The 20,261-nt window shown below is 61.7% G+C and carries 22 protein-coding genes, 1 tRNA gene and 2 pseudogenes; 5 read left to right on the plus strand and 20 right to left on the minus strand.

Annotated elements, in window-relative coordinates; translation table 11 throughout:
* Positions 1-7 precede the first annotated feature (7 nt).
* The 4 genes from pseF to OKW43_RS12960 all read right to left on the minus strand — a co-directional run bounded on the left by pseF (position 8) and on the right by OKW43_RS12960 (position 3,750).
* Positions 8-718, minus strand: coding sequence for a pseudaminic acid cytidylyltransferase (gene pseF, locus OKW43_RS12945; RefSeq protein WP_187632519.1), 711 nt, complete (start codon positions 716-718; stop codon positions 8-10).
* Complete coding sequence (gene pseC / locus OKW43_RS12950; RefSeq protein ID WP_429447708.1) at positions 715-1,881, minus strand: UDP-4-amino-4,6-dideoxy-N-acetyl-beta-L-altrosamine transaminase; 1,167 nt, start codon at positions 1,879-1,881, stop codon at positions 715-717. Before pseC ends, pseF begins: the two co-directional genes overlap by 4 nt.
* On the minus strand, positions 1,878-2,873 hold the full coding sequence (pseB, locus tag OKW43_RS12955; RefSeq protein WP_187632517.1) for a UDP-N-acetylglucosamine 4,6-dehydratase (inverting): 996 nt from the start codon (positions 2,871-2,873) through the stop codon (positions 1,878-1,880). The genes pseC and pseB overlap by 4 nt, the downstream gene beginning before the upstream one ends.
* A gap of 277 nt (positions 2,874-3,150) precedes the next feature.
* Positions 3,151-3,750, minus strand: a complete 600-nt coding sequence (locus OKW43_RS12960) for a formyltransferase family protein (RefSeq protein ID WP_429447711.1) — start codon at positions 3,748-3,750, stop codon at positions 3,151-3,153.
* A 5-nt stretch (positions 3,751-3,755) separates the two neighbouring features.
* Between OKW43_RS12960 and OKW43_RS12965 the strand changes: the two genes are divergently transcribed.
* Positions 3,756-4,376: a YdcF family protein gene (locus OKW43_RS12965; RefSeq protein WP_429447713.1), complete on the plus strand. Its 621-nt coding sequence runs from the start codon at positions 3,756-3,758 to the stop codon at positions 4,374-4,376.
* 2 nt (positions 4,377-4,378) lie between these two features.
* Here the strand turns inward: OKW43_RS12965 and OKW43_RS12970 are convergent, their stop codons facing one another.
* Complete coding sequence (locus tag OKW43_RS12970) at positions 4,379-4,603, minus strand: ATP-binding protein (protein ID WP_429447715.1); 225 nt, start codon at positions 4,601-4,603, stop codon at positions 4,379-4,381.
* 541 nt (positions 4,604-5,144) lie between these two features.
* Here OKW43_RS12970 and OKW43_RS12975 point away from each other — a divergent pair.
* Positions 5,145-6,353, plus strand: coding sequence for an MFS transporter (locus tag OKW43_RS12975; protein WP_429447717.1), 1,209 nt, complete (start codon positions 5,145-5,147; stop codon positions 6,351-6,353).
* A gap of 34 nt (positions 6,354-6,387) precedes the next feature.
* Here OKW43_RS12975 and OKW43_RS12980 read toward each other — a convergent pair whose 3' ends face one another.
* The 9 genes from OKW43_RS12980 to OKW43_RS13020 form a co-directional block, all read right to left on the minus strand.
* Entirely contained in the window at positions 6,388-6,672 is a 285-nt protein-coding gene (locus tag OKW43_RS12980) for a hypothetical protein (protein ID WP_187632514.1), read from the minus strand.
* Positions 6,673-6,821: 149 nt separating this feature from the next.
* Positions 6,822-7,517, minus strand: a complete 696-nt coding sequence (locus OKW43_RS12985) for a glycine zipper 2TM domain-containing protein (protein WP_187632513.1) — start codon at positions 7,515-7,517, stop codon at positions 6,822-6,824.
* A gap of 366 nt (positions 7,518-7,883) precedes the next feature.
* Positions 7,884-8,612, minus strand: coding sequence for a cytochrome c biogenesis CcdA family protein (locus OKW43_RS12990; RefSeq protein ID WP_429447720.1), 729 nt, complete (start codon positions 8,610-8,612; stop codon positions 7,884-7,886).
* The gene (locus tag OKW43_RS12995) at positions 8,612-9,025 is read right to left on the minus strand and encodes a thioredoxin family protein (RefSeq protein ID WP_429447722.1); all 414 of its coding nucleotides are present in this window, start codon (positions 9,023-9,025) and stop codon (positions 8,612-8,614) included. The genes OKW43_RS12990 and OKW43_RS12995 overlap by 1 nt, the downstream gene beginning before the upstream one ends.
* Positions 9,026-9,074: 49 nt before the next feature.
* Positions 9,075-9,290: a GDCCVxC domain-containing (seleno)protein gene (locus OKW43_RS13000; RefSeq protein WP_246529918.1), complete on the minus strand. Its 216-nt coding sequence runs from the start codon at positions 9,288-9,290 to the stop codon at positions 9,075-9,077.
* A 92-nt stretch (positions 9,291-9,382) separates the two neighbouring features.
* Positions 9,383-9,880 carry a DoxX family protein gene (locus tag OKW43_RS13005; RefSeq protein ID WP_429451658.1) on the minus strand — a complete coding sequence of 166 codons (498 nt, stop codon included), beginning with the start codon at positions 9,878-9,880 and terminating at the stop codon, positions 9,383-9,385.
* The gene (locus tag OKW43_RS13010) at positions 9,877-10,692 is read right to left on the minus strand and encodes an HvfC/BufC family peptide modification chaperone (RefSeq protein ID WP_429447724.1); all 816 of its coding nucleotides are present in this window, start codon (positions 10,690-10,692) and stop codon (positions 9,877-9,879) included. Before OKW43_RS13010 ends, OKW43_RS13005 begins: the two co-directional genes overlap by 4 nt.
* Entirely contained in the window at positions 10,664-11,554 is an 891-nt protein-coding gene (gene bufB, locus OKW43_RS13015; protein WP_429447726.1) for an MNIO family bufferin maturase, read from the minus strand. Before bufB ends, OKW43_RS13010 begins: the two co-directional genes overlap by 29 nt.
* Before the next feature lie 15 nt (positions 11,555-11,569).
* Positions 11,570-11,890, minus strand: coding sequence for a BufA1 family periplasmic bufferin-type metallophore (locus OKW43_RS13020; protein ID WP_187632508.1), 321 nt, complete (start codon positions 11,888-11,890; stop codon positions 11,570-11,572).
* Between the two features lie 133 nt (positions 11,891-12,023).
* Here OKW43_RS13020 and OKW43_RS13025 point away from each other — a divergent pair, with 133 nt between their 5' ends.
* Both OKW43_RS13025 and OKW43_RS13030 read left to right on the plus strand, forming a co-directional pair.
* The gene (locus OKW43_RS13025; RefSeq protein ID WP_246529908.1) at positions 12,024-12,683 is read left to right on the plus strand and encodes a sigma-70 family RNA polymerase sigma factor; all 660 of its coding nucleotides are present in this window, start codon (positions 12,024-12,026) and stop codon (positions 12,681-12,683) included.
* Positions 12,680-13,345: an NrsF family protein gene (locus OKW43_RS13030; RefSeq protein ID WP_187632507.1), complete on the plus strand. Its 666-nt coding sequence runs from the start codon at positions 12,680-12,682 to the stop codon at positions 13,343-13,345. The genes OKW43_RS13025 and OKW43_RS13030 overlap by 4 nt, the downstream gene beginning before the upstream one ends.
* An 18-nt stretch (positions 13,346-13,363) precedes the next feature.
* On the opposite strand, the gene OKW43_RS13035 is transcribed toward OKW43_RS13030, so the two are convergent.
* From OKW43_RS13035 to OKW43_RS13055, 5 genes and pseudogenes are all read right to left on the minus strand, one after another.
* Positions 13,364-13,978, minus strand: a complete 615-nt coding sequence (locus OKW43_RS13035; RefSeq protein WP_187632506.1) for a class I SAM-dependent methyltransferase — start codon at positions 13,976-13,978, stop codon at positions 13,364-13,366.
* Between the two features lie 201 nt (positions 13,979-14,179).
* Positions 14,180-14,944, minus strand: coding sequence for an arsenical resistance protein ArsH (arsH, locus tag OKW43_RS13040; RefSeq protein ID WP_246529917.1), 765 nt, complete (start codon positions 14,942-14,944; stop codon positions 14,180-14,182).
* Between the two features lie 87 nt (positions 14,945-15,031).
* Positions 15,032-15,364 (minus strand): annotated as a pseudogene (gene arsC, locus OKW43_RS13045) (arsenate reductase (glutaredoxin)); the annotation flags it as partial.
* Positions 15,365-15,375: 11 nt separating this feature from the next.
* Positions 15,376-16,402 (minus strand): annotated as a pseudogene (gene arsB, locus OKW43_RS13050) (ACR3 family arsenite efflux transporter).
* Between the two features lie 248 nt (positions 16,403-16,650).
* Positions 16,651-16,726 (minus strand) — tRNA-Arg (locus tag OKW43_RS13055).
* 307 nt (positions 16,727-17,033) lie between these two features.
* On the opposite strand from OKW43_RS13055, the gene OKW43_RS13060 reads away from it, so the two are divergent.
* On the plus strand, positions 17,034-17,951 hold the full coding sequence (locus OKW43_RS13060) for a c-type cytochrome (RefSeq protein WP_187632481.1): 918 nt from the start codon (positions 17,034-17,036) through the stop codon (positions 17,949-17,951).
* Positions 17,952-18,067: 116 nt separating this feature from the next.
* On the opposite strand, the gene OKW43_RS13065 is transcribed toward OKW43_RS13060, so the two are convergent.
* The gene (locus OKW43_RS13065) at positions 18,068-20,158 is read right to left on the minus strand and encodes a UvrD-helicase domain-containing protein (RefSeq protein WP_187632480.1); all 2,091 of its coding nucleotides are present in this window, start codon (positions 20,156-20,158) and stop codon (positions 18,068-18,070) included.
* Positions 20,159-20,261: the final 103 nt, after the last annotated feature.

Below are 20,261 nucleotides of genomic sequence, written 5' to 3' on the forward strand. Positions count from 1 at the left end.
AGGGCGGTCATGGCGTCAGCTCGCCTGCGGCCGTTAGCGCCGCGTACATCCATTCGGCGCGCTGCCAATCCTCGGGGGTGTCGATGTCCTGGACCAGATGCCGGGGTAGCGCGACCGGCAACGCGGCGGGGGAAAACAGCGTATCGCCGCGCAACCAAGCGCCGACACGCCCCCAATAGAACTGCCCGGCGTCGTGCCACGCCTCGTGGAGATCCTGGGACCGCACGAGGCGGTATTCGGGGTAGATCGCGTCTAGCCCGCCATCGGCGGTGACATGCAACGCGCGCTGGACGGGAAAGCCGAATGTTGTCACCGAGAACGCGTACGACCTGTCGGTGTGCGATTCGAGCGATTGCAGGCCTTCACGCAGAAAGGCCGGTTGCAGGAAGGGCGCCGTCGCGTAGATGCAGCAGGCGAGCGTCGGCGCGTCGCCTAGCCGCATCAGTTCGTCGATTGCATGCTGGACGACTTCCATGGTGCCCGTGTGATCGTCGGACAGTGCCTGCGGCCGCATGAACGGCGTCTCGGCACTGTACTCACGAGCAACACGCGCGATTTCTTCGTCGTCGGTCGAGACGACGATGCGATCGAACAGGCCGCTCATGCGGGCCGCGCGGATCGAGTAGGCAAGGATCGGCAGACCGTGGAACAGGCGGATGTTCTTGCGCGGAATGCGCTTGCTGCCGCCGCGCGCCGGAATGATGGCGACGACGCTCATGCAACCACCGCTTTCAATGCCCTGGCGACGATGTCCTGATCTTCGTCGGAAAGGCCTGCGTACATGGGCAGGCTTATCGCTTCCCGGTAGTACTGTTCAGCCTCCGGATACCGGCCAGGCGCAAAGCCCAGGCGCCGGTAGTACGGCTGCAGGTGCACCGGAATGTAGTGCAAATTGACGCCGATTCCGGCTTGCCGCAAGGCTTCGAACGTCTCGCGATGCGTGAGGCGGGTCACGCCGGGCTTTAGACGCACGACGTACAGATGCCACGCCGAATCATTGAGTGCATCGTATCGAGGGAGGGTTAGGGGCAGGCCCTCGAGCAACGTCGCGTAACGTGCCGCCAGCGCCCGGCGGCGCGCGAGGAATGTGTCGAGCCGCTCGAGTTGCGAAAGTCCGAGCGCGGCCTGCAAGTCGGTCATCCGGTAGTTGAAGCCGAGCTCCTGCATCTCGTAGAACCACGGCCCTTCGCTATCGCTTTCCATTCTGGACGCATCGCGCGTGATGCCGTGACTGCGCAGACTCAACAGACGCTCATAGTATTGGGGGTCGTTCGTGAGCACGGCCCCGCCTTCGCCGGTCGTGACGATCTTCACCGGATGAAAGCTGAAGACGGTCATGTGCGCGTAGTCACCGCAGCCAACCGGCCGACCCGCGTACGTCGCGCCAACGGCATGCGAGGCGTCTTCGATCACGACGAATCCAAAGCGGTCCGCGAGACGCCAGATTGCGCGCATGTCGGCGCTGCGGCCCGCGAACGCGACAGGAATGACGACCTTAGGCAGCGTGTTGGCGTCCCGAGCTTGGACGAGCTTTCGTTCGAGCGCGGCCGCATCGAGACAGAAGGTATTGGGATCAATGTCGACGAAGTCGACATCGGCACTGCAATAGCGCGCGCAATTCGCCGAAGCCACAAACGTGTTGGGCGTCGTCCACAGCGTATCGCCCGGGCCTAGTCCTGCAGCGAGACAGGCAATGTGCAGGGCCGACGTGGCGTTGCAGACGGCCACTGCGTGGGCTGCCTGTGCACGCGCGGCGAGCGCGATTTCGAAGGCGGGGACGGCGGGCCCTTGCGTCAGCCAGTCCGAGTTCAGTACGCGAACGACGGCGGCAATGTCGGACTCGTCGATCGACTGACGCCCGTACGGGATCGTTGCGCTCATACGTCTCGTTTGTCGAGTGCTCTCAACTCTGAGACGCTCAGGAAATGGCGGTTGTTGTCCGACGTGTACGTGAACCCTTCTTCGGCCGGCACGCCACGCTCGCCAAGGCCGTTCTTCATGTAGTCGTCCTGCACGACGAACTTGATCGACGGCGTGATCACGTAGTGATCGTCGAACGTGATCGCGTTCATGCTGTCGTCGCGCGTGATCATCATTTCGTGCAGCTTCTCGCCCGGCCGGATACCGATTATGTGCTGCGGCAACTCCGGCGCCATTGCCCGGGCAAGGTCGACAATCCGGACCGACGGAATCTTCGGCACGAACAGCTCGCCGCCATGCATGCGCTCGAACGCCTTCATGACGAAGTCGACGCCGTGGTCGAGCGTGATCCAGAAACGCGTCATCCGCTCGTCGGTGATCGGCAGACTCCCCTCACCTTCGGCAATGAGCTTGCGAAAGTACGGCACGACCGAGCCGCGCGAGCCCACCACGTTTCCGTAACGTACGACGGCAAAGCGCGTCCGTTGCTTGCCGACGAGGTTGTTGGCCGCAACGAACAGCTTGTCCGACAACAGCTTCGTGGCCCCGTAAAGATTGATCGGGCTCGCCGCCTTGTCCGTCGACAGCGCGACCACTTTTTCGACGCCGTTCTCGATTGCCGCATTAATGACGTTCTCGGCGCCGTCGACGTTCGTTCGAATGCACTCCGTCGGGTTGTATTCAGCGGCGGGAACCTGCTTGAGCGCGGCGGCATGCACGACATAGTCGATGCCCCGCATCGCCTGCCTGAGACGCTCACCATCGCGCACATCGCCAATGAAGTAACGCATGCAGCCAGCAGTGTATTTCTGCTGCATTTCGTATTGTTTGAGCTCGTCGCGCGAGAATACAACCACGCGCGCAGGTCGCCACTTTGCCAGCAGCGTCTTGACGAACATCTGGCCGAACGAACCCGTTCCGCCCGTGATAAGTAGCGATTTGTTGTCGAACATTCCCCGATCCTTCAAACCCGTCACATGCCGCCGATGCGCTCGCACCCGGCACCCGCCGATCTACGGCAGCGGATCGGTCAATCGATGCGCGCCATGCGGGTGACAGATACAGCGAGCGCGAAGCTTGCCATCCAGTGACGTATGCTATTCGAGAGGGAGGGCTGTCTTAGGCTGGATTTGGAGGCGTTTTACCCTTCTAATCGGCAAACTGGCAGCCCCGTCAGACGGCGCCCACAGGTTGGCCGGAAACGGGCGACTACAAGACAGGGGAAACACGTCACGAAGACGCGATGAGCCGCCGATGGCGTTCGCGCAGCGTGAGCAGCGGAACATCCCATCCCTCCGTACCTAGAAGCTGCTCCCTGAAACGGGCGAAATCGGCCGACGCATGGAACGTCCCCGCCTCTCGCTGCGGCTGGCTGATGATGCTTCGGGTGCGCAGATCTTCCCAGTGGTTCCTGAATAGCGTTTGAATCGCCTCGTGAAGCCGCCGGTAGGAACTCGCCAGCGTCTCGCTGGCTTCATCTATCGCAACGTGCTGCTGCAAGAGAATGGCGCCCGTATCGATTCCTTCGTCGATCTCGTGAATCGTCACGCCTGGCGGGGTCCCGTCGAGGTACGACCACGCATTCGGATCAGCGCCACGATTGAACGGCAACAACGAAATATGCAGGTTGACGAAGCGGCCGGGCAACGTATCGAGCACGGCCCGCTTTAGAATATGGCGGTACGAGTAGCTAACGATCAGGTCCGGCCCATGCCTCACGACATCGTCTGGCGTCAGCTTGTGATCGACGACCGTCATGTCTTCGCGCTGGCTGAGCCACGTGATTAAAGGCTCGCTGATCGCATTATTTGTCAGAAACAGGATTCTCATCTCTCATGCTCGATGCCAACGAAGGCGACTACGACGCCGCCATCGTACTTGCCAATTTGATGGACGCGCAAGGACGACTCAACGACGAAACGCGCGCGCGCCTCGCTCGTGCCGTCGCGCTCTTGCAAGCGGGGCGAGTCCCGCTCATCGTGACCAGCGGCTGGGCGTATCGCGCTGATTCCGACATCGCTATCGCCGACGCCATGCGCCGTCACGCGATCGACGCTCATGGCCTCGATGACGACACGGTCGTCGCCGAAACCTCGGCACGCGACACGGTCGGCGATGCGGTCTTTACCAAATTGCGGCTCGCGCGACCGCGCGGCTGGAAGCGTGTAATTGTCGTGACCAGCGCTTATCACGGCGCGCGTTCGCTCGATATTTTTTCGTTCGTATATGGTCCCCGATTCGACGTTGCGCTGAGCACGGCCGCCTCGCCGGATACGGCCGCGCTGCGCGAGGCCGAAGCGAAGTCGCGAGCAGCGTTCGAGAGGACGTTTGAAGGCGTTGCGGCAGGGGACGACGGGGCGATCGTCGCTCGGCTGAGCACGCGGCATCCGTTTTATAACGGCGACGTATATGCCGCGCTGACGGACCGGGTTCTGACGAACATGGAAGAGGGTTGAGCTCAAGCGCTTTCTCTCGCCGTCAAGTTGAACGGTTGAAAATATCGGGCGCGAAATCCGCCGTCCATGTTCTCGAGCACGAGGCGCCCACCAGTTCGTCGCGCAATTTCGGACACGATAGAGAGACCCAATCCGCTTCCTGACGCTGATGAGTGGTTCAACCGATAGAACGATTCCAGCACGCGCTCAAGTTCGTTAGCTGGTATGCCGGGTCCCGTGTCACACATCCTGCTCGCAGGGCAGACGATTGCAACGGTTCCGGAGGGCAACCGCCACCTGGACGTCTTCGTTCAACTGGCGGACCCCACGCAACTGTCCATTGAGCAGCTGAAACAGATCCCCATCTTGGCCAATGGCTGGGCCGCCTTGCGGGACGTGGCCGAGAGATACTGGCCACACCGACCGGGCCGCTCGGGCAGGTCATCTCCGCCTCGAAGAAAGCGCTCGAAACGCTTCGCATGCCGGTGGGATAGGAAGTGAAGTTCGGGTGCCGGGACTGCTTATATTGCACATGCCGCTGGCAAAGGCGCTGCCCCGGAACAAGGGCTCGCCATCGTTACACTGGGCGGGCTGGTCTGGAGCGGTTTGCTCAGTACGAACCTGCTGCCGGCGCTCTATGTGTACCGGCGCGAGCGGCAACGCCGGAATACGTCTTAAATGATGTCGACGCCGGAGGGCCCCGCAGGCAGGCATCGAGATTGATCGCACCGTTGCCCGTCGATGTGACAATACCCGGATTGACGCAGACCACTACTGAACCGAGGACACGTGCAGACGGATTCAACCCAGCGTGCCAGTGCGCTCAGCCAAATTCCCCGTGGCATCTGGATGCTCGGCTTCGTGAGCATGTTCATGGACATCTCGTCCGAAGTCATCCACAGCCTGCTGCCGATGTTCCTCGTGACAAGTCTCGGTGCAAGCGCCACGATGGTCGGCCTGATTGAAGGCGTGGCAGAGGCGGCTTCACCCATCGTCAAGGTGTTTTCGGGAGCACTGAGCGACTACCTCGGTAACCGGAAGTGGCTCGCGGTCATCGGATATGGGATGGGAGCGTTAAGCAAGCCACTGTTTGCGCTGGCGCCCACGGCGGGCATCGTATTGACGGCACGGGTGGCCGACAGAATAGGAAAAGGCATTCGGGGTGCACCGCGCGACGCACTCGTGGCTGACATCACCCCAGCGCATCTGCGCGGCGCGGCCTATGGCCTGCGGCAATCACTCGACACAATCGGCGCCTTTCTTGGGCCCTTGCTCGCGGTCGCCCTGATGCTGCTGTGGGCGGACAACTTCCGTTGGGTATTCTGGGTCGCGGTGGTGCCGGGACTTATTGCCGTAGCGTTACTCGCTTTCGGTATCACGGAACCCGCGCGGCAGCCGGGAGCAAAGCGCGTCAACCCGATTAAGCTCGAAAGCCTGAAGAAACTCAGTGTGCCTTACTGGTGGGTTGTCGGTGTCGGTGCATTCTTCACGCTCGCACGCTTCAGTGAAGCCTTCCTCGTGTTGCGCGCAATGCAGGGCGGTGTGCCGATAGCCCTCGTGCCTCTCGTCATGGTGGCGATGAACATCGTGTACGCGCTGTCGGCGTACCCGTTCGGAAAACTGGCTGACTCGATGAGTCACACCAGGCTGTTGGCCGCCGGCATTCTGGTGCTCGTCGCATCCGACATCGTGCTGGCTCATGGCAACTCATGGCCGGTCGTGATATTCGGAGTAGCCCTGTGGGGGCTGCATATGGGATTGACGCAAGGTCTGCTGGCGACCATGGTCGCGCAATCAGCACCGACCGGGCTGAAAGGCACTGCATTCGGTTTCTTCAACCTGGTGAGCGGACTGGCGATGCTTGTCGCCAGTGTCGTGGCCGGTCAACTCTGGGACCGCTTCGGAGCGAGTACGACGTTTTATGCCGGAGCGGGATTCTGTATCGCCACGCTGTTCGCGCTGGTGATCCGGCCAATGACACGCGACAGCAGGACATGACCTGGCGGCTACTCTACGAGCCAGCAATGACGAATCAATCGTCGTCTTCGTGACGATGATGCTCCCATCCACGGTGCCGGCCGTGGTCATGCCATCGGCGCTCGTCGCCGTAGTCGCCTTCATAGCGGTATCCGTAGCCATAGGCCGGGGCCGGCGCGTAGACCATTGGGGGCGGCGCCTCGTACACGACTGGAGGTGGCGCAACATACACGGGACCAGGAACGCCCAGAAAAACGCCGATGTCCGCGTGAGCGAAAGCCGCGCTGGAAGCACAGGCGGCGGCCATTCCCACTGCGAGAAAAAGGGTAGCGCGCTTCATGGAGTTCTCCTGTCCTGCCGGTTCTGACGGATGCCAGACTACGACGAACGATGCAGATTGTAGGGGGCGCAAGTTGCAGCAGGTACAGCCGGATTGTCAATTCTGTAACCGGCAGTAACCGTGAAGGTCCCGCCGGTTCTGGAGGCTGGTTACGACGCGCTCAGTGAGTCCCCCGACACATGAACGCGCTCACCGATCTGGACCGGCGGTTGCGTCGAATAGTTGAAGTTCCGGTAGCTACCATCCTGCATCCTGACCTGCACCTGGTAGCTGGTCTCCTTGCGCACGGCATGCTCAATGCCATTGCCCGCAAAGCCACCGCCGACGGCGCCGGCAATCGTTGCCAGAACGCGACCGCGTCCTCCGCCGACCTGATTTCCCAACAGCCCGCCAGCCACTGCGCCGCCGACGGCCCCGAGCCCCGTTGTCGGCTCGGGTTGCTGAACCGCGTTGACGGCGACTACTTCGCCGTCATTCGGGTCAACGGCGACTGGCCGCTGCGCGGCAATTGCCGGGGATTGATATGCATCGTTGTTAGCATATCTTTGGGCCTGCTCAACGGGTACACCATGGCGATGATGGACGCGCGGCTGGGCTGGTGCTTCCTCCCGGGTCACGCGTTGCTCCGCGTTCGGTTGCGGCGAAGCAACCGGAGCGCTGGCGATTGGTGCCGCAACCGGTAGAGCTTGCGTCGGAGGCGCCGTGACAGCCCGGGACGTCGGAAGAATTCCCGTCATCGCCGCGATACCCGTGGCGCTGGCCAGGATGACGGCCACGGCTGCGCCTGCAACCAAAGGGTGAATGCGGCCGCGCTGCGGTGAACTGGACGTCAGGTTGGTGCTCATGTCGCTCTCCGTTGATGTGTATCAGGAAGAACGCCGCAACCGACAGAGCGGTGCACCGGGCCACTGCGACATTTGTAAGCAGTTGTAGTGCGCTACGCATCCGCTGTTCTGGCCACGTCCGAAGGTAAATCGGCGTCGTTGCTACGATAGGTCAGATGTGGTTGCATATGCGGCTGACCGATGCGCACAGGAAACTTGAACTGCGATGAATACACGACAAAACGAAAGCCGTATTCACGTGACGGAAATCCCCTGGCTGCTCGGGACCATCATCGGCACGAGCCTGTTACGCACCGCCATCCGCATTTTTTCAGACATACACCACCGGCACAGTCACTGAGCCGACGCGCTTCCCGTCGTTGCCGGTCACAAAGCTGTCGTGAAGGCAATCAGCCACGGTGGACTTGCAGAGAGAATTGCAGCTTCGAGTGCCTTGTCCAGGCCGGTTAGGGCAAGCACGCCGAATGCGACGAAGAATGCTCCGAAGATTGCCTTCCCGAGCTTCGCCGCAGAACCAAGTCCACCGCGCCACCTTGTCACCGACGCTCGCGAAAGCGCACCCAGGATGACCAGCGGAAGGCCGGCGCCCACACCAAACACCATCATCAACAACGCGACATCGCCAAGGTTTCGTCCCTGGGACGCGAGCGTCGTGGCCGCTCCCAATGTCGGACCAACGCACGGTGTCCAGACGATCCCTATGAGCAGTCCAATAGCGAACTGACCGGGCAGGGTGTCGCCTCTTACCTTGCTCAGCCACCTTTGGCCCGCGCTGCCGAAGCGCGCGGTCGCACGACTGAACGCGGCCTGCAAGCCGGCAGAGAGCATCACCAGTCCAAACAGAATCATCAACAGCGCGGCAACATTGCGAAAGACGCTATCTTCGAAACCGAGCGATGCGCCCAGCGTCGCCAGAAAAATGCCGATGACTGAAAAGGAAGCACCCAATCCGAGCGCAAGTGCGAAGACTGCCATCCGGTGCGCCGACAACGCCGACGCGACGAGAACCGGCACTAGCGGCAGCACACAGGGGGACAACGTCGACAGCGCGCCCGCCGCGAAGCTCAGACCGAATGTCCCCAGTCCGAAGTCCATCACAAGGCCTTTGCGAACGTATCCCTGATATCCCGCTCGCGCGTTTGCCCGGTCGACCGGCCAACTTCGTGGCCACCTTTGAACACGACGAAGGTCGACTGCTGCGTGACCTTCATGGCGTGCTTCAGGGCGGCTTCCTTGTCGTAGTCGGCCACGAAGATCGTCACCTGCTTCATGTCCGGTTGCGCTGCAAGGCGGTCGACAATCGGTTGCTGAACCTTGCAGGTCGGGCACCAGGTCGCATGGAAGTAGACAACGACCGGCTTGCCGGCGGCGTTCAACTGGTCAAACTGCGCCTGGTTGAACGGCTGTTCGCCGCCGAGCGCCCCGACTGCAGCAAAGGCAAGCGTTGCAACAAGAAAAATGCGCGCTATTGTTTTCCACATGCTCATTCTCCGAATACCGGCGTGCACACAGGTTATTCATTTGACAGGAAAGACCATTGCGCGTTTCGTCTGCAAATCAGTGGGCGCGACACGGACTCGCCTGTTGCACCGCGGGGCACGCCGTCGTGCCATATGAGCAGTAAACGCAGCAATCCCCGGCCTTCGGCTTGAGAACCGTTTTGCAGCGCTCGCACTCATAAAACCAAACGCAGGCATCGATGGGCATCATTTCTCGTTTGGCGTACCCGCACATCGGACAGGTGATGGTCGATTCACGTATGACTGTCTTCATCACTTCGTCTCTCTTGAACTGGACGGACTATCTGTTTCTTCCCGTTATAACCGTCGAACCAGAAGCGTCACCCAATGAAAAAAGACCCGGGCTCAGTCTGCCGGACGACTTGACCCATTGCTGGAGACGGTACTAAAGCGTCTATATAACAGATGGTCCACGGACCAGTTGCCCGCGCCCCGGCACAACAGAACCAGCAGCATGGCAGCCCACTGGATGTGCGTGGGCCATGCAAGCGGATACACAAACACCTCGATGACTGTCGTCATGCCGAGCAACACAAATGCGACGGGGCGCGTGGCCAGGCCCAAAACCAGTAGAACCGGCGTGGTCAGTTCGATTGACACCGCGACGTAGGCGGCGACCTCCGGTGCCAGCAACGGCAATCGATAGTCTTCCTTGAACAGTTCGAGCGCTGCATTCCAGTCGGCAAGTTTGGTCGTCGCCGAGTTCCAGAAGACCGTTGCCACTGCGAATCGCAATGGGAGCGCAAGCACCGCGTACGGCACGCGCTCCAGCCATCCAATGACACGTAGTATGCGGTCGTTCAGCGTCGGCCCGCGAAGGGCGGATTGAGATTTTCGTGTCATGCGAGCGGGCTCCCAGTTGTAGGTCCGCATGCCGGATCTGCTGCGCAGACATCGACAAAGCAACCCGATGCCAGGAGCGATGCGAGCCACACGTGCGCATCGCTGTCCGGCGCTTCGGCAAGCGCCTCATGCAATGCGTGCCCAGCAACCAATGCCGTTGTAAACCGCCATTGCCACTCGGCTATCTGCCTGACCTGCACACCGGCCGCGCTCCGGTAAACATGAAGCCAGACCGGGGCGGCGTCCAGTCTGATATTCGTCAATGTGCTGTCATCGTGGGTCAATACCGCGCGCCAGATTGCATCTACCGGAAAATCTGATTTAAGCAGGCGGGCAGCAAAGCTTGATACGAAACGTACCGACTGCAACCCGTCTTCGTTCAGTCGCTGAAGGCGTCGCAAGTCGAGCGGCTTTGCGTCTGGCGCATGCAGCACCTCATTCACGGCCCATTCAAGTCGCGCAGTGTCCGGCAGATAGTCGAGCGACGCAGCCTCTGGCATCCGTGCGAGGAAATCCGGGAACGCCGCGCCGTAGCTGTCGAGCTGCGCATGCAACGGTGGGCATTGCTCGATAAACAATCGAGCCGCACCTTCGAAGAATTCCTTTCCTACCAGGGCCTGTATGGCCGGATAGGAAAGCTGCAACGCTTTGAGCAGCGCACTGTTCACCGTATTTCGATAAATGGCGAGCCGTGCCTGCGGGGACACCCCTTCGGCCACTACGTATTGAGCTGCGACGCCGTCAGCAAGACCGAGCAGATCATTGCGGACCGCGCGTTGTAAATCAAGCAGCGTCGGCGCGCACGTCGTCATTCCGTTGCCCCTCCAAATATGCCTGCGCAATCGCCGCCTCCTCCATCAGGACTTCGAGCGCCGGCACATCCGTGTCCCACTCGATGAGGGTGGGAACGGCGCCGAAGCGCTGGAGTGCCTGTTGAAACAGGCTCCATACCGGCGGAGCGACGCGCGAGCCGTGGTCGTCGATACGAATGACCTGCCCTTGGTCGAGCGGCCGCACACTGTGACCGGCCAGATGAATCTCGGTGACGGCCGACCGAGGCAGAGCATCCAGATAGGTCCATGCATTCCACCCGTGATTGCTGGCGCTGACATAGATATTGTTGACGTCGCACAGGATGCCGCATCCTGTGCGACCCGCGACCTCGGCCAGGAACTCCCATTCCGGAATGGTCGAGTGGCGGAACCGCAGATAGGTTGATGGGTTTTCTATTGAAATGCGCGACTGCAGACAGGTTTGGACCTGGTCGACATGACGGCACACAACAGCGAGCGCCTCTTCGGTCATCGGCAACGGCAACAGATCGGCAAGGTAGATGCCACCGCTGACACTCCAGGACAGGTGTTCCGAAATCAGACCTGGCTCGACACGCTCGACTACGCCGCGCACGCTCTCCAGATGCACAGCGTCCAATCCTTCGGCGCTGCCCAGAGAGAGCCCGACCCCGTGAAGAGAGACTGGGTAATCGCAGCGTATCGCATCCAGATAGCCCGGCGTGCTTCCTCCGCCCATATAGTTCTCGATGTGCACCTCAAACCACGCGATCGGTGGCTGTCTTTCGACAACCTCCAGATGGTGTTGGAAACGCAGCCCAATCCCGGCCCGCGCCGGAATCAGGCCGGACGCACATTGCGATGCAGCAGGAGCGGCGGACATCGATTGCTCCGTGGCTCATGCGGGCTTCAGCTTGCCGCCCTGGATTTTGCTGCAATCTCCAGCGGGGAGCAGAACGAATGATTTGGGGTCGCGTGCCTGGGTGGCCTGGCCGGCGCACGAGTGAGCCCCCTCCGCGCAGTCGTTCTTTGACACCGCGTTGATGCCAAAACACTTCTCCAGTTTGTTCTGCTCCATGCGAGCCATGTTGTCTTTGACGACCTGGGGCATCTTGCTCATGTCCTTCATTTCCTGAGCCTGAGCCGGCAGCGCCTGTAGCGCAAGCGCCAGGCCGATTGCCGACGACAGGGTCGAAGCGGCCATAACATGTTTGTTCATCGCGCATCCTCCTGCGGGTTGCGGCCTCGCACGCGGGCCGTGTTGGAAAGTTCGGCCGCTCAGCGCAAAAGGTTACGTCCCAGGCAAACTTTTTCTACGTGACAAACGGCCGTCCGCGCAGCAATAATTTCGGATGCTCCAGCGTCCGCACACCACCAATCCAGTTTCAGGTTCCGGGGGAAACGGCCCGGAGACGACTGCATCTGGCCAACAGACGGAGCCGCTTGCCAGCCGAGCCGACGGCACGCTGGACTGGTCCAGCGCGATGGCGAGAGCACAGGCGGGTGACAGGGAGGCCTATCGCCGGCTGCTCCAGGACATCGCCCCCTATCTTCGCGCGCTCGCGGCGCGCCACTTCCGCAGCGATGAAGATAGAGAGGACGCGGTTCAAGACGTGCTGCTCACCGTGCACTCGGTCCGCCATACCTACGACCCGGCCCGCCCGTTCGGACCTTGGCTGGTGGCCATTGCCAACCGGCGCATCGTCGATGGACTGCGTCGGCGCGGACGCATCGGGTCACATGAAACCCTGGTGGAAATGGACCCGGAAACCTTTCCCGCGACCGAAACGAACCTACAGGAAGAGGCGGCAGATGCCCGCCTGGTCAGGGAAGCCATCGACCAACTGCCAGTCGGACAGCGCGACGCCATGCGAATGCTCAAGCTCGAGGAAATGTCTCTTCAGGAGGCTGCGGCTGCGAGCGGAACGTCGGTCGCTGCGTTGAAAGTCGCAACTCACCGGGCGATGAAACGGCTGCGTGCACTATTCCTGCCTGGAGGTGGCAAATCATGACCCGGACCTCCGACCTGATTGACGTGCTGGTCGCGGATGCAACGCCGGTCCGGCGCCTGCGTCATCCCGCGGCGAGAGCTGCATGCTGGCTGTTGTTCGCGGGCCTCGTGATGCTCGTGGTCGGTATCGCGCATGGGGTGCGTGCGGACCTGGCGCTCAAACTCCAGGAGTCTCTCTTTGTCACAGGCGTAGCCGCAGCCATGACGACCGGCGCGCTCGCAGCGGTGGCGGCTTTTATCGCCAGCGTGCCGGGTATGTCGCGTCGCTGGCTTCTATTGCCAATACCCGCCTCGCTCATCTGGATGGCGACCATTGGCTATGGCTGCCTGACCAATTGGGTTTCCATTGGGCCGGACGGTATGTCCTTGGGAGAAACTGCCCGATGCTTCGCAACGTTGGTGCTGGTCAGCGTGCCGCTATGTCTGGCGATGCTCGTCATGCTGCGCTACATAGGCCGCCTGTCGCCAACTCCGGTCACCATGACTGGAACCCTTGCGGTCGCGGCGCTAACATCGATAGCGTTGTCGATCCTGCATCCGCTCGACGCCACCATGATGATACTGGTGTGGAATTTCGGGGTTACCGCGCTGTTCCTGTGGTTGAACGGCCGGTATGGGCAGCGGCTCCTCGCGTGGGTTGCTACGGCAGGCAAACCGGCGTAGCTGCGCGGCGTAGCTGCGTCACCGCTTACGGAAGCAGCAGTAAAGAAACTGCTGTCTGGCGTGAGTGGGCGTCTCGTGGTCTTCGAGCGTGCTCGAGAGCAACTCGAATCCGGCGCCGATTTCATCGGACAGGCTTGCCACGTCGTATCTCCTCACGTCCAGCCCGCTGCACCTGACAGGTCCTTCCGGGCCGAACGTCGCAATGACCGCATATGCCCCGGGCTTCAGTGAAGTCGTGAGCAAGCTGACATATGCGTCTCGTTGCGACGCTTGGGTCAGGAAGTGAAAGGCAGCGCGGTCGTGCCAAACGTCATAGCGAGCCTCCGGCAAATGCGCCAGCGTGATATCGGATTCGACCCACGTTACGTATTCGCCAAGCGCTCCCAACCGTCGTCTGGTTGCCTCAAGAGCAACGGGTGACACATCCAGAACGGTCAAATCCCGGTAGCCGCGCGCGAGTAAATCATCCACCAGTGTCGATTCGCCGCCACCCACATCGATGATGCTTGCATCCAGGTTAAATGCAACTTCGCCAATCAGCCTCAGCGAGGTGTCAAGGTGCGGCCGATACCAGCTAACCGCGCTCGGGCTCTTCGCCCGATAGACATGGTCCCAGTGTTCCTTGCTTTGCATGCGGATTCCTCGACGACCGAAACGCTTGCAGTCACCTCGAAAGTCTAGAGCATAGCCGGCTAAATCGCCGGAAGCACTGAACGACCCGGCGCAAACCGTCGTGCGCCGAGGCACACCGGCGCTTCCCGCTCATACGGCGATTGCACGAGTCGCTTGACGAAGACGCGCCGCGACAACAGTCGCCGTGAGGGTTCGGCCAGCTTATTCGACTTCGCCGTCGTCGCTGTCTGCGGCGTCTGCATCGTGCTCATGGGTCATTGCCGCGTGCGCGTGCGCTGCCGCAACTACCGGCGCCTTTTCCTTGCGCTCGCTGTAGCGGTCCGTCAGGTAGTCGGACCGGTCGCGCACGAGCAGCGTGAACTTGTAGAGTTCCTCGATGACGTCTACGACACGGTCGTAATAGGACGACGGCTTCATGCGCCCGTCAGCGTCAAACTCCTGATATGCCTTCGCGACCGACGACTGATTCGGGATGGTCACCATCCGCATCCATCGACCAAGCACGCGTAGCGCATTGACGGCGTTGAATGATTGAGAGCCACCGCATACCTGCATCACGGCAAGCGTGCGGCCCTGGGTCGGACGGACGCCACCCATCTCAAGCGGCAGCCAGTCAATCTGGTTCTTGAAGACTGCCGTCAACGTCCCGTGACGCTCGGGACTGCACCACACCTGGCCCTCGGACCACTCCGACAGCTTCCGGAGCTCGACCACCTTCGGATGGTCTGCCGGGACACTATCCGCGATGGGTAGGTCATGCGGGTCGAAGACTTTCGTCTCGGCACCGAAGTGCCGCAAAATTCGCTCAGCCTCCAGCGTCAGCAGGCGGCTATAAGAAGTCGGGCGCAGTGAGCCATAGAGCAGCAGAATTCGAGGCGCATGAGTTGAGACTGCACGCGCCTCCAGCTTCTGGGTGTCGGGCGTGTCCAGCAATGGCAGCGTGACGTTACGAAGATCCGACGACATCAGCAAACCCCGGCCGTCGGCGTTGACTACCCGTTCGCCGTCTTCCTTCGTGAACTCGCCCCGTTGCGGATTCGGCAGAATCTCGAGAACCACTTCCGATGGCCGGCACAACCGAACGCCGAGCGGCGTGACCACAAACGGGCGGTTGATGAGAATCGGATGCGCAAGCATCGCATCCAGCAACTGCTCATCTGTCAGTGACCCGTCTGCCAGACCGAGTTCCGCGTAGGGCATACCCTTTTCGCGAATAGCTCCGCGGACCGTCAATGCGGCAGACGAAATCATGCGCTTGAGCTGCTCGCGGGTTGGGGGATGTTCGAGATACTCGATGACTTCCGGCTCTATCCCGGCGTTGCGAATCATCGCGAGCGTATTGCGCGACGTGCCGCACTCGGGGTTGTGGTAGATCGTGACGCTCATGTTGTCCTCCCTCAGTTTGCGCGCGCTTCATACCAATGCTGCGAGCGGTTGGCTACGCCGACGACCAGCAGCATCACGGGTACCTCGATGAGGACACCAACAACCGTCGCCAGCGCAGCGCCGGACTGGAAACCGAACAGGCTGATAGCCGTTGCAACAGCGAGCTCGAAGAAGTTGCTCGCGCCAATCAGACTCGATGGACCAGCCACACAGTGAGCGACGCCGAGCCGGCGATTCAGCACATATGCCAAGCCAGAATTTAAAAATACCCGGATAAGGATGGGCACCGCCAGCATTGCGATGACCAGCGGCTCCTTGACGATGGCCTGGCCCTGAAATGCAAAGAGCAGCACCAGCGTGCCAGGCAATGCGCAATTCGAATACGGACCGAGCGCCGATACGACCCGCTGAAAGTGAGTCTTACCTCGGGTAAGCAAGATTCGACGCATCAACTGCGCGATGATGACCGGAATGACGACATAGAGACCAACCGACATAATCAGCGTGTCCCACGGAACAGCGATGGCCGACAGACCCAGCAAAAGCGCGACGATAGGTGCGAACGCCACAATCATGATGACATCGTTCAGCGCGACCTGGGACAGCGTGAAGTATATGGGTCGCCCTTGCAAAGCTGCGACCAGACGAACACCATCGCGGTGCACGGCGCGGCTGCCAGCAGAATCAGGCCGGTAACGTAGCTGTCGAGTTGCGCCGCCGGCAGGTACGGTGCAACACGTGGCGCACGAAAATCCAGCCGAGCAGCGCCATTGAGAATGGCTTTACGAGCCAGTTCACGAACAGCGTCACTCCGATGCCGCGCCCGTGTCCTTTCACTTGCGCCATTGCGCCGAAGTCGATTTTGATGAGCATCGGAATAACCATCACCCAGATGAGGAGGACGACGGGGATGTTGACGTGCGCGACTTCCATGCGACCGATGGTTTTAAACGCCGCCGGAAACCACCGGCCACGCAATATGCCGCTGACAATGCCCAGCGCCACTCACGCAGTGAGGTAGCGTTGAAAGAAGCCGATGGCTGCGGGGCCGCTATTCCGTCCGGCACTCGAATGCGAGCCCGAATGTAGCGACGAGGCGTCGGATCAGTCATCGGCTGGGACAAGCAAGGGAAGCGATGCGTATCGCCGGCAGTTTGAAACCGGTTGCACCGGCGGCCAGTCATGGCAACGGCACGGAATTCCCGGGAGCGAGAGTCCATACAATTTCCGTACCAGGTTGAGATTAGAGGCGCACCGAACTTACCTCTAGTTTGATCATCGCTTTTTGGCGCGCCCGGCTGGGATCGAACCAGCAACCCCTGCCTTCGGAGGGCAGTACTCTATCCATTGAGCTACGGGCGCATCACCACGAACTGCGGAGAATTTACGCGTAAGCGCGGCAACCAGAACGGACGCAACGCCAACGCGAGAGACCGCAAGGATACCCGGTTTCGGCCGAACCGTCCACCGGACGGCCTCCAGCGCCCGCTCCGGCATCTTCCCCAAGCCCTGACACCGTCCGTGCCGCTTCGGGTAAACGCCTGCTGAACACGTTCCGGGCCCCCTCGCCGCGGCCGAAATCTTAAGTCTATAATCGTCCGTGGCTGATAAAGAACAAGAAGTTGCCGTCGCGCTGTACCGCTCACATACCCACGGAGATGAGACAAGCATGAGCGAAGCACCACACGGAGCCCCGATCAAAACCCCAGCACAGCTCATCGCCGCGGTCATTGCCGGGTTTGCTGTGCCGATCATCATCATCGTTCTGCTCGCCGTCTACGTCGACAATTCGACGCGCACCGGCGCCGGCACCGACTCCCTCTCCGAAGCCGAAGTTACCTCTCGCATCCATCCGATCGCCCAGGTCGAGATCCGCGACGCCAACGCGCCGCGCGTCTATAAGAGCGGCGAGGAAGTCTACAAGGCGGTCTGCTCGGCGTGTCATGCGTCGGGTGCGGCTGGCGCGCCGAAATTCACCAACACCGCCGACTGGGCGCCGCGCATCGCGCAGGGCTTCGACACACTGTGGCACACCGCGTTGTCCGGCAAGGGCGCCATGCCGCCGCGCGGCGGCACGAGCCCCGACGATTACAGCGACTTCGAGATCGCGCGCGCGATCGTCTATATGGCGAACAATTCGGGCGCGAGCTTCCCCGAGCCGGCACAACCGGCGGCGGGCGCGGCCGCGGCATCAGGTGCTGCGGCGGCATCCGGTGCAGCAGGCGCGGCAAGCGCATCGGATGCGGGCGCAAGCGCGGCACAGCAGGCCGCCGCAGCCATGGCGGCGATGGCCAGCGTGCCGCAGACTCCCGCGCCGGCAGCAGGCGGGGCGCAAAGCGCGGACGCCTCGCAGGCCGGCAAGGCGCTGTATCAGTCGGTATGTCAGGCTTGTCACGCGGCCGGCGTGCTGAACGCGCCGAAGTTGGGTGACAAGCAAGCATGGGCGCCGCGTCTGAAGGATCCGATGGACACGATCTACAACTACGCGCTGCACGGCAAGGGCGCGATGCCACCGAAGGGCGGCTCGAACGCATCGGATGCGGACGTGAAGGCCGCGGTCGACTATATGGTCAGCGCGGCGAAGTGAAGCGGGCGGCATCGGCCGCTGAACGAAACATCCCTGCATGCGCCAACGCGATGCAGGGATTTTTTATGCACAGTGGCAAGCAACCGCACCTGCCGGGCACTCAAAGCCTCGCCCGGTCATGCCTTCTGCAACAACGCCTTCAGACTCGCGAGCCGGTCCTTCGGCGACATTGGCGCCTCTTCCGGTGTCGGCGGCGGCGCATCGTCGAGCAGCATTTCGTTGATGAAACGCGACGGCTCGCAGACGATCGTCTCCCGCGCCCGCTTGCGCTTTTTGCACCAGTTCAGATGCAGGCTGCGCTGCGCGCGCGTGATCGCGACGTACATCAGGCGGCGCTCTTCCTCGATGCGCGCGTCGTCGATCGGCTCGTCGTCCGCGCCGCCGCGATGCGGCATGATGCCTTCCTCGACACCGACCAGGAACACGTGCGGATACTCGAGCCCCTTCGACGCATGCACGGTCGACAACCGCACCGCATCGGGATCTTCCTCGCGGCCTTCGAGCATCGACATCAGCGCGACCGTCTGGATCAGGCCAAGCAGATTCTTGCCGGTGTCGCCGAAACCGTCGGCGGTGTCGTAGCCGGTCGCCTCGCTGCCGCTGCCATGCTCCGGCTCCTTCTTCGTGCCCTTGCGCTTCAACCACTCGATGAACTCGAGCACGTTCTGCCACTTCGCCTGCGCCTGGCGCTCGTCGAACGCGTCGTACAAATACGCTTCGTAGTGGATCGCCTCCATCAGCTCGTCGAGCAGCGTGCCCGCCGCGTCCTTTTCCGCGCGGTCGGTCAGGCGCTGCATGAAGTCGCAGAACGCGCGCATCGGCTCGATCTGGCGCGGCGACAGGCGCGCCTCGATGCCGCCCATGTAGACCGCCTCGAACAGCGACACTTTCGCCTGACCCGCGAACGCGCCGAGCGCCTCCAGTGTCGTATTACCGACGCCGCGCCGCGGCGTCGTGATCGCGCGGATGAACGCGGGGTCGTCGTTCGCGTTGGCGATCAGGCGCAGGTACGCGCAGATGTCCTTGATCTCAGCTTTATCGAAGAACGACTGGCCGCCCGACAGCACGTACGGAATCCGTTCCCGGCGCAGCACCTGCTCGAAGATGCGCGCCTGGAAGTTGCCGCGATAGAGGATCGCGTAGTCGCGGAAATTCGCGCGCCGCTCGAACTTGTGCGCGGACAGCCGAAACACGACAGACTCGGCCTCGTGCTCCTCGTCGTTACAGCCCGTCACCGTGATCGTGTCGCCCATGCCGTGCTCGGACCACAGCTTCTTCTCGAACAGCTTCGGGTTATTCGCGATCACGTTGTTCGCGGCGGTCAGGATGCGCACCGTCGAACGGTAATTCTGTTCGAGCTTGATCAGATGCAGGTGCGGGAAATCCTTGCCGAGCTGGCCGAGGTTTTCGAGGGTCGCGCCGCGCCAGCCGTAAATCGCCTGATCGTCGTCGCCAACCGCCGTGAACGCCGCGCGCTTGCCGGCCAGCAGCTTCACCAGTTCGTACTGGCACGCGTTGGTGTCCTGATACTCGTCGATCAGCAGATAGCGCAGCTTGTTCTGCCAGCGGTCGCGCACCTGTTCGTTGCTCGCGAACAGCTCGGCGGTCAGGCGGATCAGATCGTCGAAATCGACCGCCTGATACGCATGCAGCGTCGCCACGTAATTGCGATAGACGATCGCCGCCTGATGCTCGTCCTCGGTCGACGCGGTCGCGATCGCCTGCTCGGGCATGATCAGGCCGTTCTTCCACAGCGAGATGATCGACTGGATCTTGCGGATGAAGCCCTTGTCCGTCGAGCCGACCTGCTCCTGGATCATGCCGAAGCAGTCGTCGGAGTCCATGATGGAGAACTGCGGCTTCAGGCCGACGTGCTCCGCCTCCTGCCGCAGAATCTGCACGCCGAGCGAGTGGAAGGTACACACCGTCAGCTGGTTCACGGGCACCTTGCGGCCTTCCTTGCCTGGCGCGGTCAACGTCTTGCCTTCGAGCAGCTTGCCGACGCGTTCGCGCATCTCCGCCGCGGCTTTGTTCGTGAACGTGACGGCGGCGATGTGGCGCGGCTCGAAGCCCTTCGCTTCGATCAGGTGCGCGATTTTCTGCGTGATCACGCGCGTCTTGCCGCTGCCGGCGCCGGCGAGCACGAGACAGGGACCGTCGAGATAACGGACCGCTTCACTTTGAGCGGGATTCAGGCCTGCGGACATCGTTTGTGGACGGGTGTTACGGTTGAGGGCCGCTGAGGTCGGACTGGCGGGAGGCGCCGGCCGAAGGCCCGGGACATGCTGCGCGGCGCAATGCGCGCGAGAG

The organism is Paraburkholderia sp. WC7.3g, from assembly GCF_050436345.1.
Lineage (GTDB): Bacteria > Pseudomonadota > Gammaproteobacteria > Burkholderiales > Burkholderiaceae > Paraburkholderia > Paraburkholderia podalyriae.

Excerpts from the sequence above, each read along its gene's own strand:
- pseF (WP_187632519.1), bottom strand. The coding sequence starts at position 718 with ATGAGCGTCGTCGCCATCATTCCGGCGCGCGGCGGCAGCAAGCGCATT.
- pseC (WP_429447708.1), bottom strand. The coding sequence starts at position 1,881 with ATGAGCGCAACGATCCCGTACGGGCGTCAGTCGATCGACGAGTCCGAC.
- pseB (WP_187632517.1), bottom strand. The coding sequence starts at position 2,873 with ATGTTCGACAACAAATCGCTACTTATCACGGGCGGAACGGGTTCGTTC.
- OKW43_RS12960 (WP_429447711.1), bottom strand. The coding sequence starts at position 3,750 with ATGAGAATCCTGTTTCTGACAAATAATGCGATCAGCGAGCCTTTAATC.
- OKW43_RS12965 (WP_429447713.1), top strand. The coding sequence starts at position 3,756 with ATGCTCGATGCCAACGAAGGCGACTACGACGCCGCCATCGTACTTGCC.
- OKW43_RS12970 (WP_429447715.1), bottom strand. The coding sequence starts at position 4,603 with ATGTGTGACACGGGACCCGGCATACCAGCTAACGAACTTGAGCGCGTG.
- OKW43_RS12980 (WP_187632514.1), bottom strand. The coding sequence starts at position 6,672 with ATGAAGCGCGCTACCCTTTTTCTCGCAGTGGGAATGGCCGCCGCCTGT.
- OKW43_RS12985 (WP_187632513.1), bottom strand. The coding sequence starts at position 7,517 with ATGAGCACCAACCTGACGTCCAGTTCACCGCAGCGCGGCCGCATTCAC.
- OKW43_RS12990 (WP_429447720.1), bottom strand. The coding sequence starts at position 8,612 with ATGGACTTCGGACTGGGGACATTCGGTCTGAGCTTCGCGGCGGGCGCG.
- OKW43_RS13000 (WP_246529918.1), bottom strand. The coding sequence starts at position 9,290 with ATGAAGACAGTCATACGTGAATCGACCATCACCTGTCCGATGTGCGGG.
- OKW43_RS13005 (WP_429451658.1), bottom strand. The coding sequence starts at position 9,880 with ATGACACGAAAATCTCAATCCGCCCTTCGCGGGCCGACGCTGAACGAC.
- OKW43_RS13010 (WP_429447724.1), bottom strand. The coding sequence starts at position 10,692 with ATGACGACGTGCGCGCCGACGCTGCTTGATTTACAACGCGCGGTCCGC.
- bufB (WP_429447726.1), bottom strand. The coding sequence starts at position 11,554 with ATGTCCGCCGCTCCTGCTGCATCGCAATGTGCGTCCGGCCTGATTCCG.
- OKW43_RS13020 (WP_187632508.1), bottom strand. The coding sequence starts at position 11,890 with ATGAACAAACATGTTATGGCCGCTTCGACCCTGTCGTCGGCAATCGGC.
- OKW43_RS13025 (WP_246529908.1), top strand. The coding sequence starts at position 12,024 with ATGCTCCAGCGTCCGCACACCACCAATCCAGTTTCAGGTTCCGGGGGA.
- OKW43_RS13030 (WP_187632507.1), top strand. The coding sequence starts at position 12,680 with ATGACCCGGACCTCCGACCTGATTGACGTGCTGGTCGCGGATGCAACG.
- OKW43_RS13035 (WP_187632506.1), bottom strand. The coding sequence starts at position 13,978 with ATGCAAAGCAAGGAACACTGGGACCATGTCTATCGGGCGAAGAGCCCG.
- arsH (WP_246529917.1), bottom strand. The coding sequence starts at position 14,944 with ATGTCGTCGGATCTTCGTAACGTCACGCTGCCATTGCTGGACACGCCC.
- OKW43_RS13060 (WP_187632481.1), top strand. The coding sequence starts at position 17,034 with ATGAGCGAAGCACCACACGGAGCCCCGATCAAAACCCCAGCACAGCTC.
- OKW43_RS13065 (WP_187632480.1), bottom strand. The coding sequence starts at position 20,158 with ATGTCCGCAGGCCTGAATCCCGCTCAAAGTGAAGCGGTCCGTTATCTC.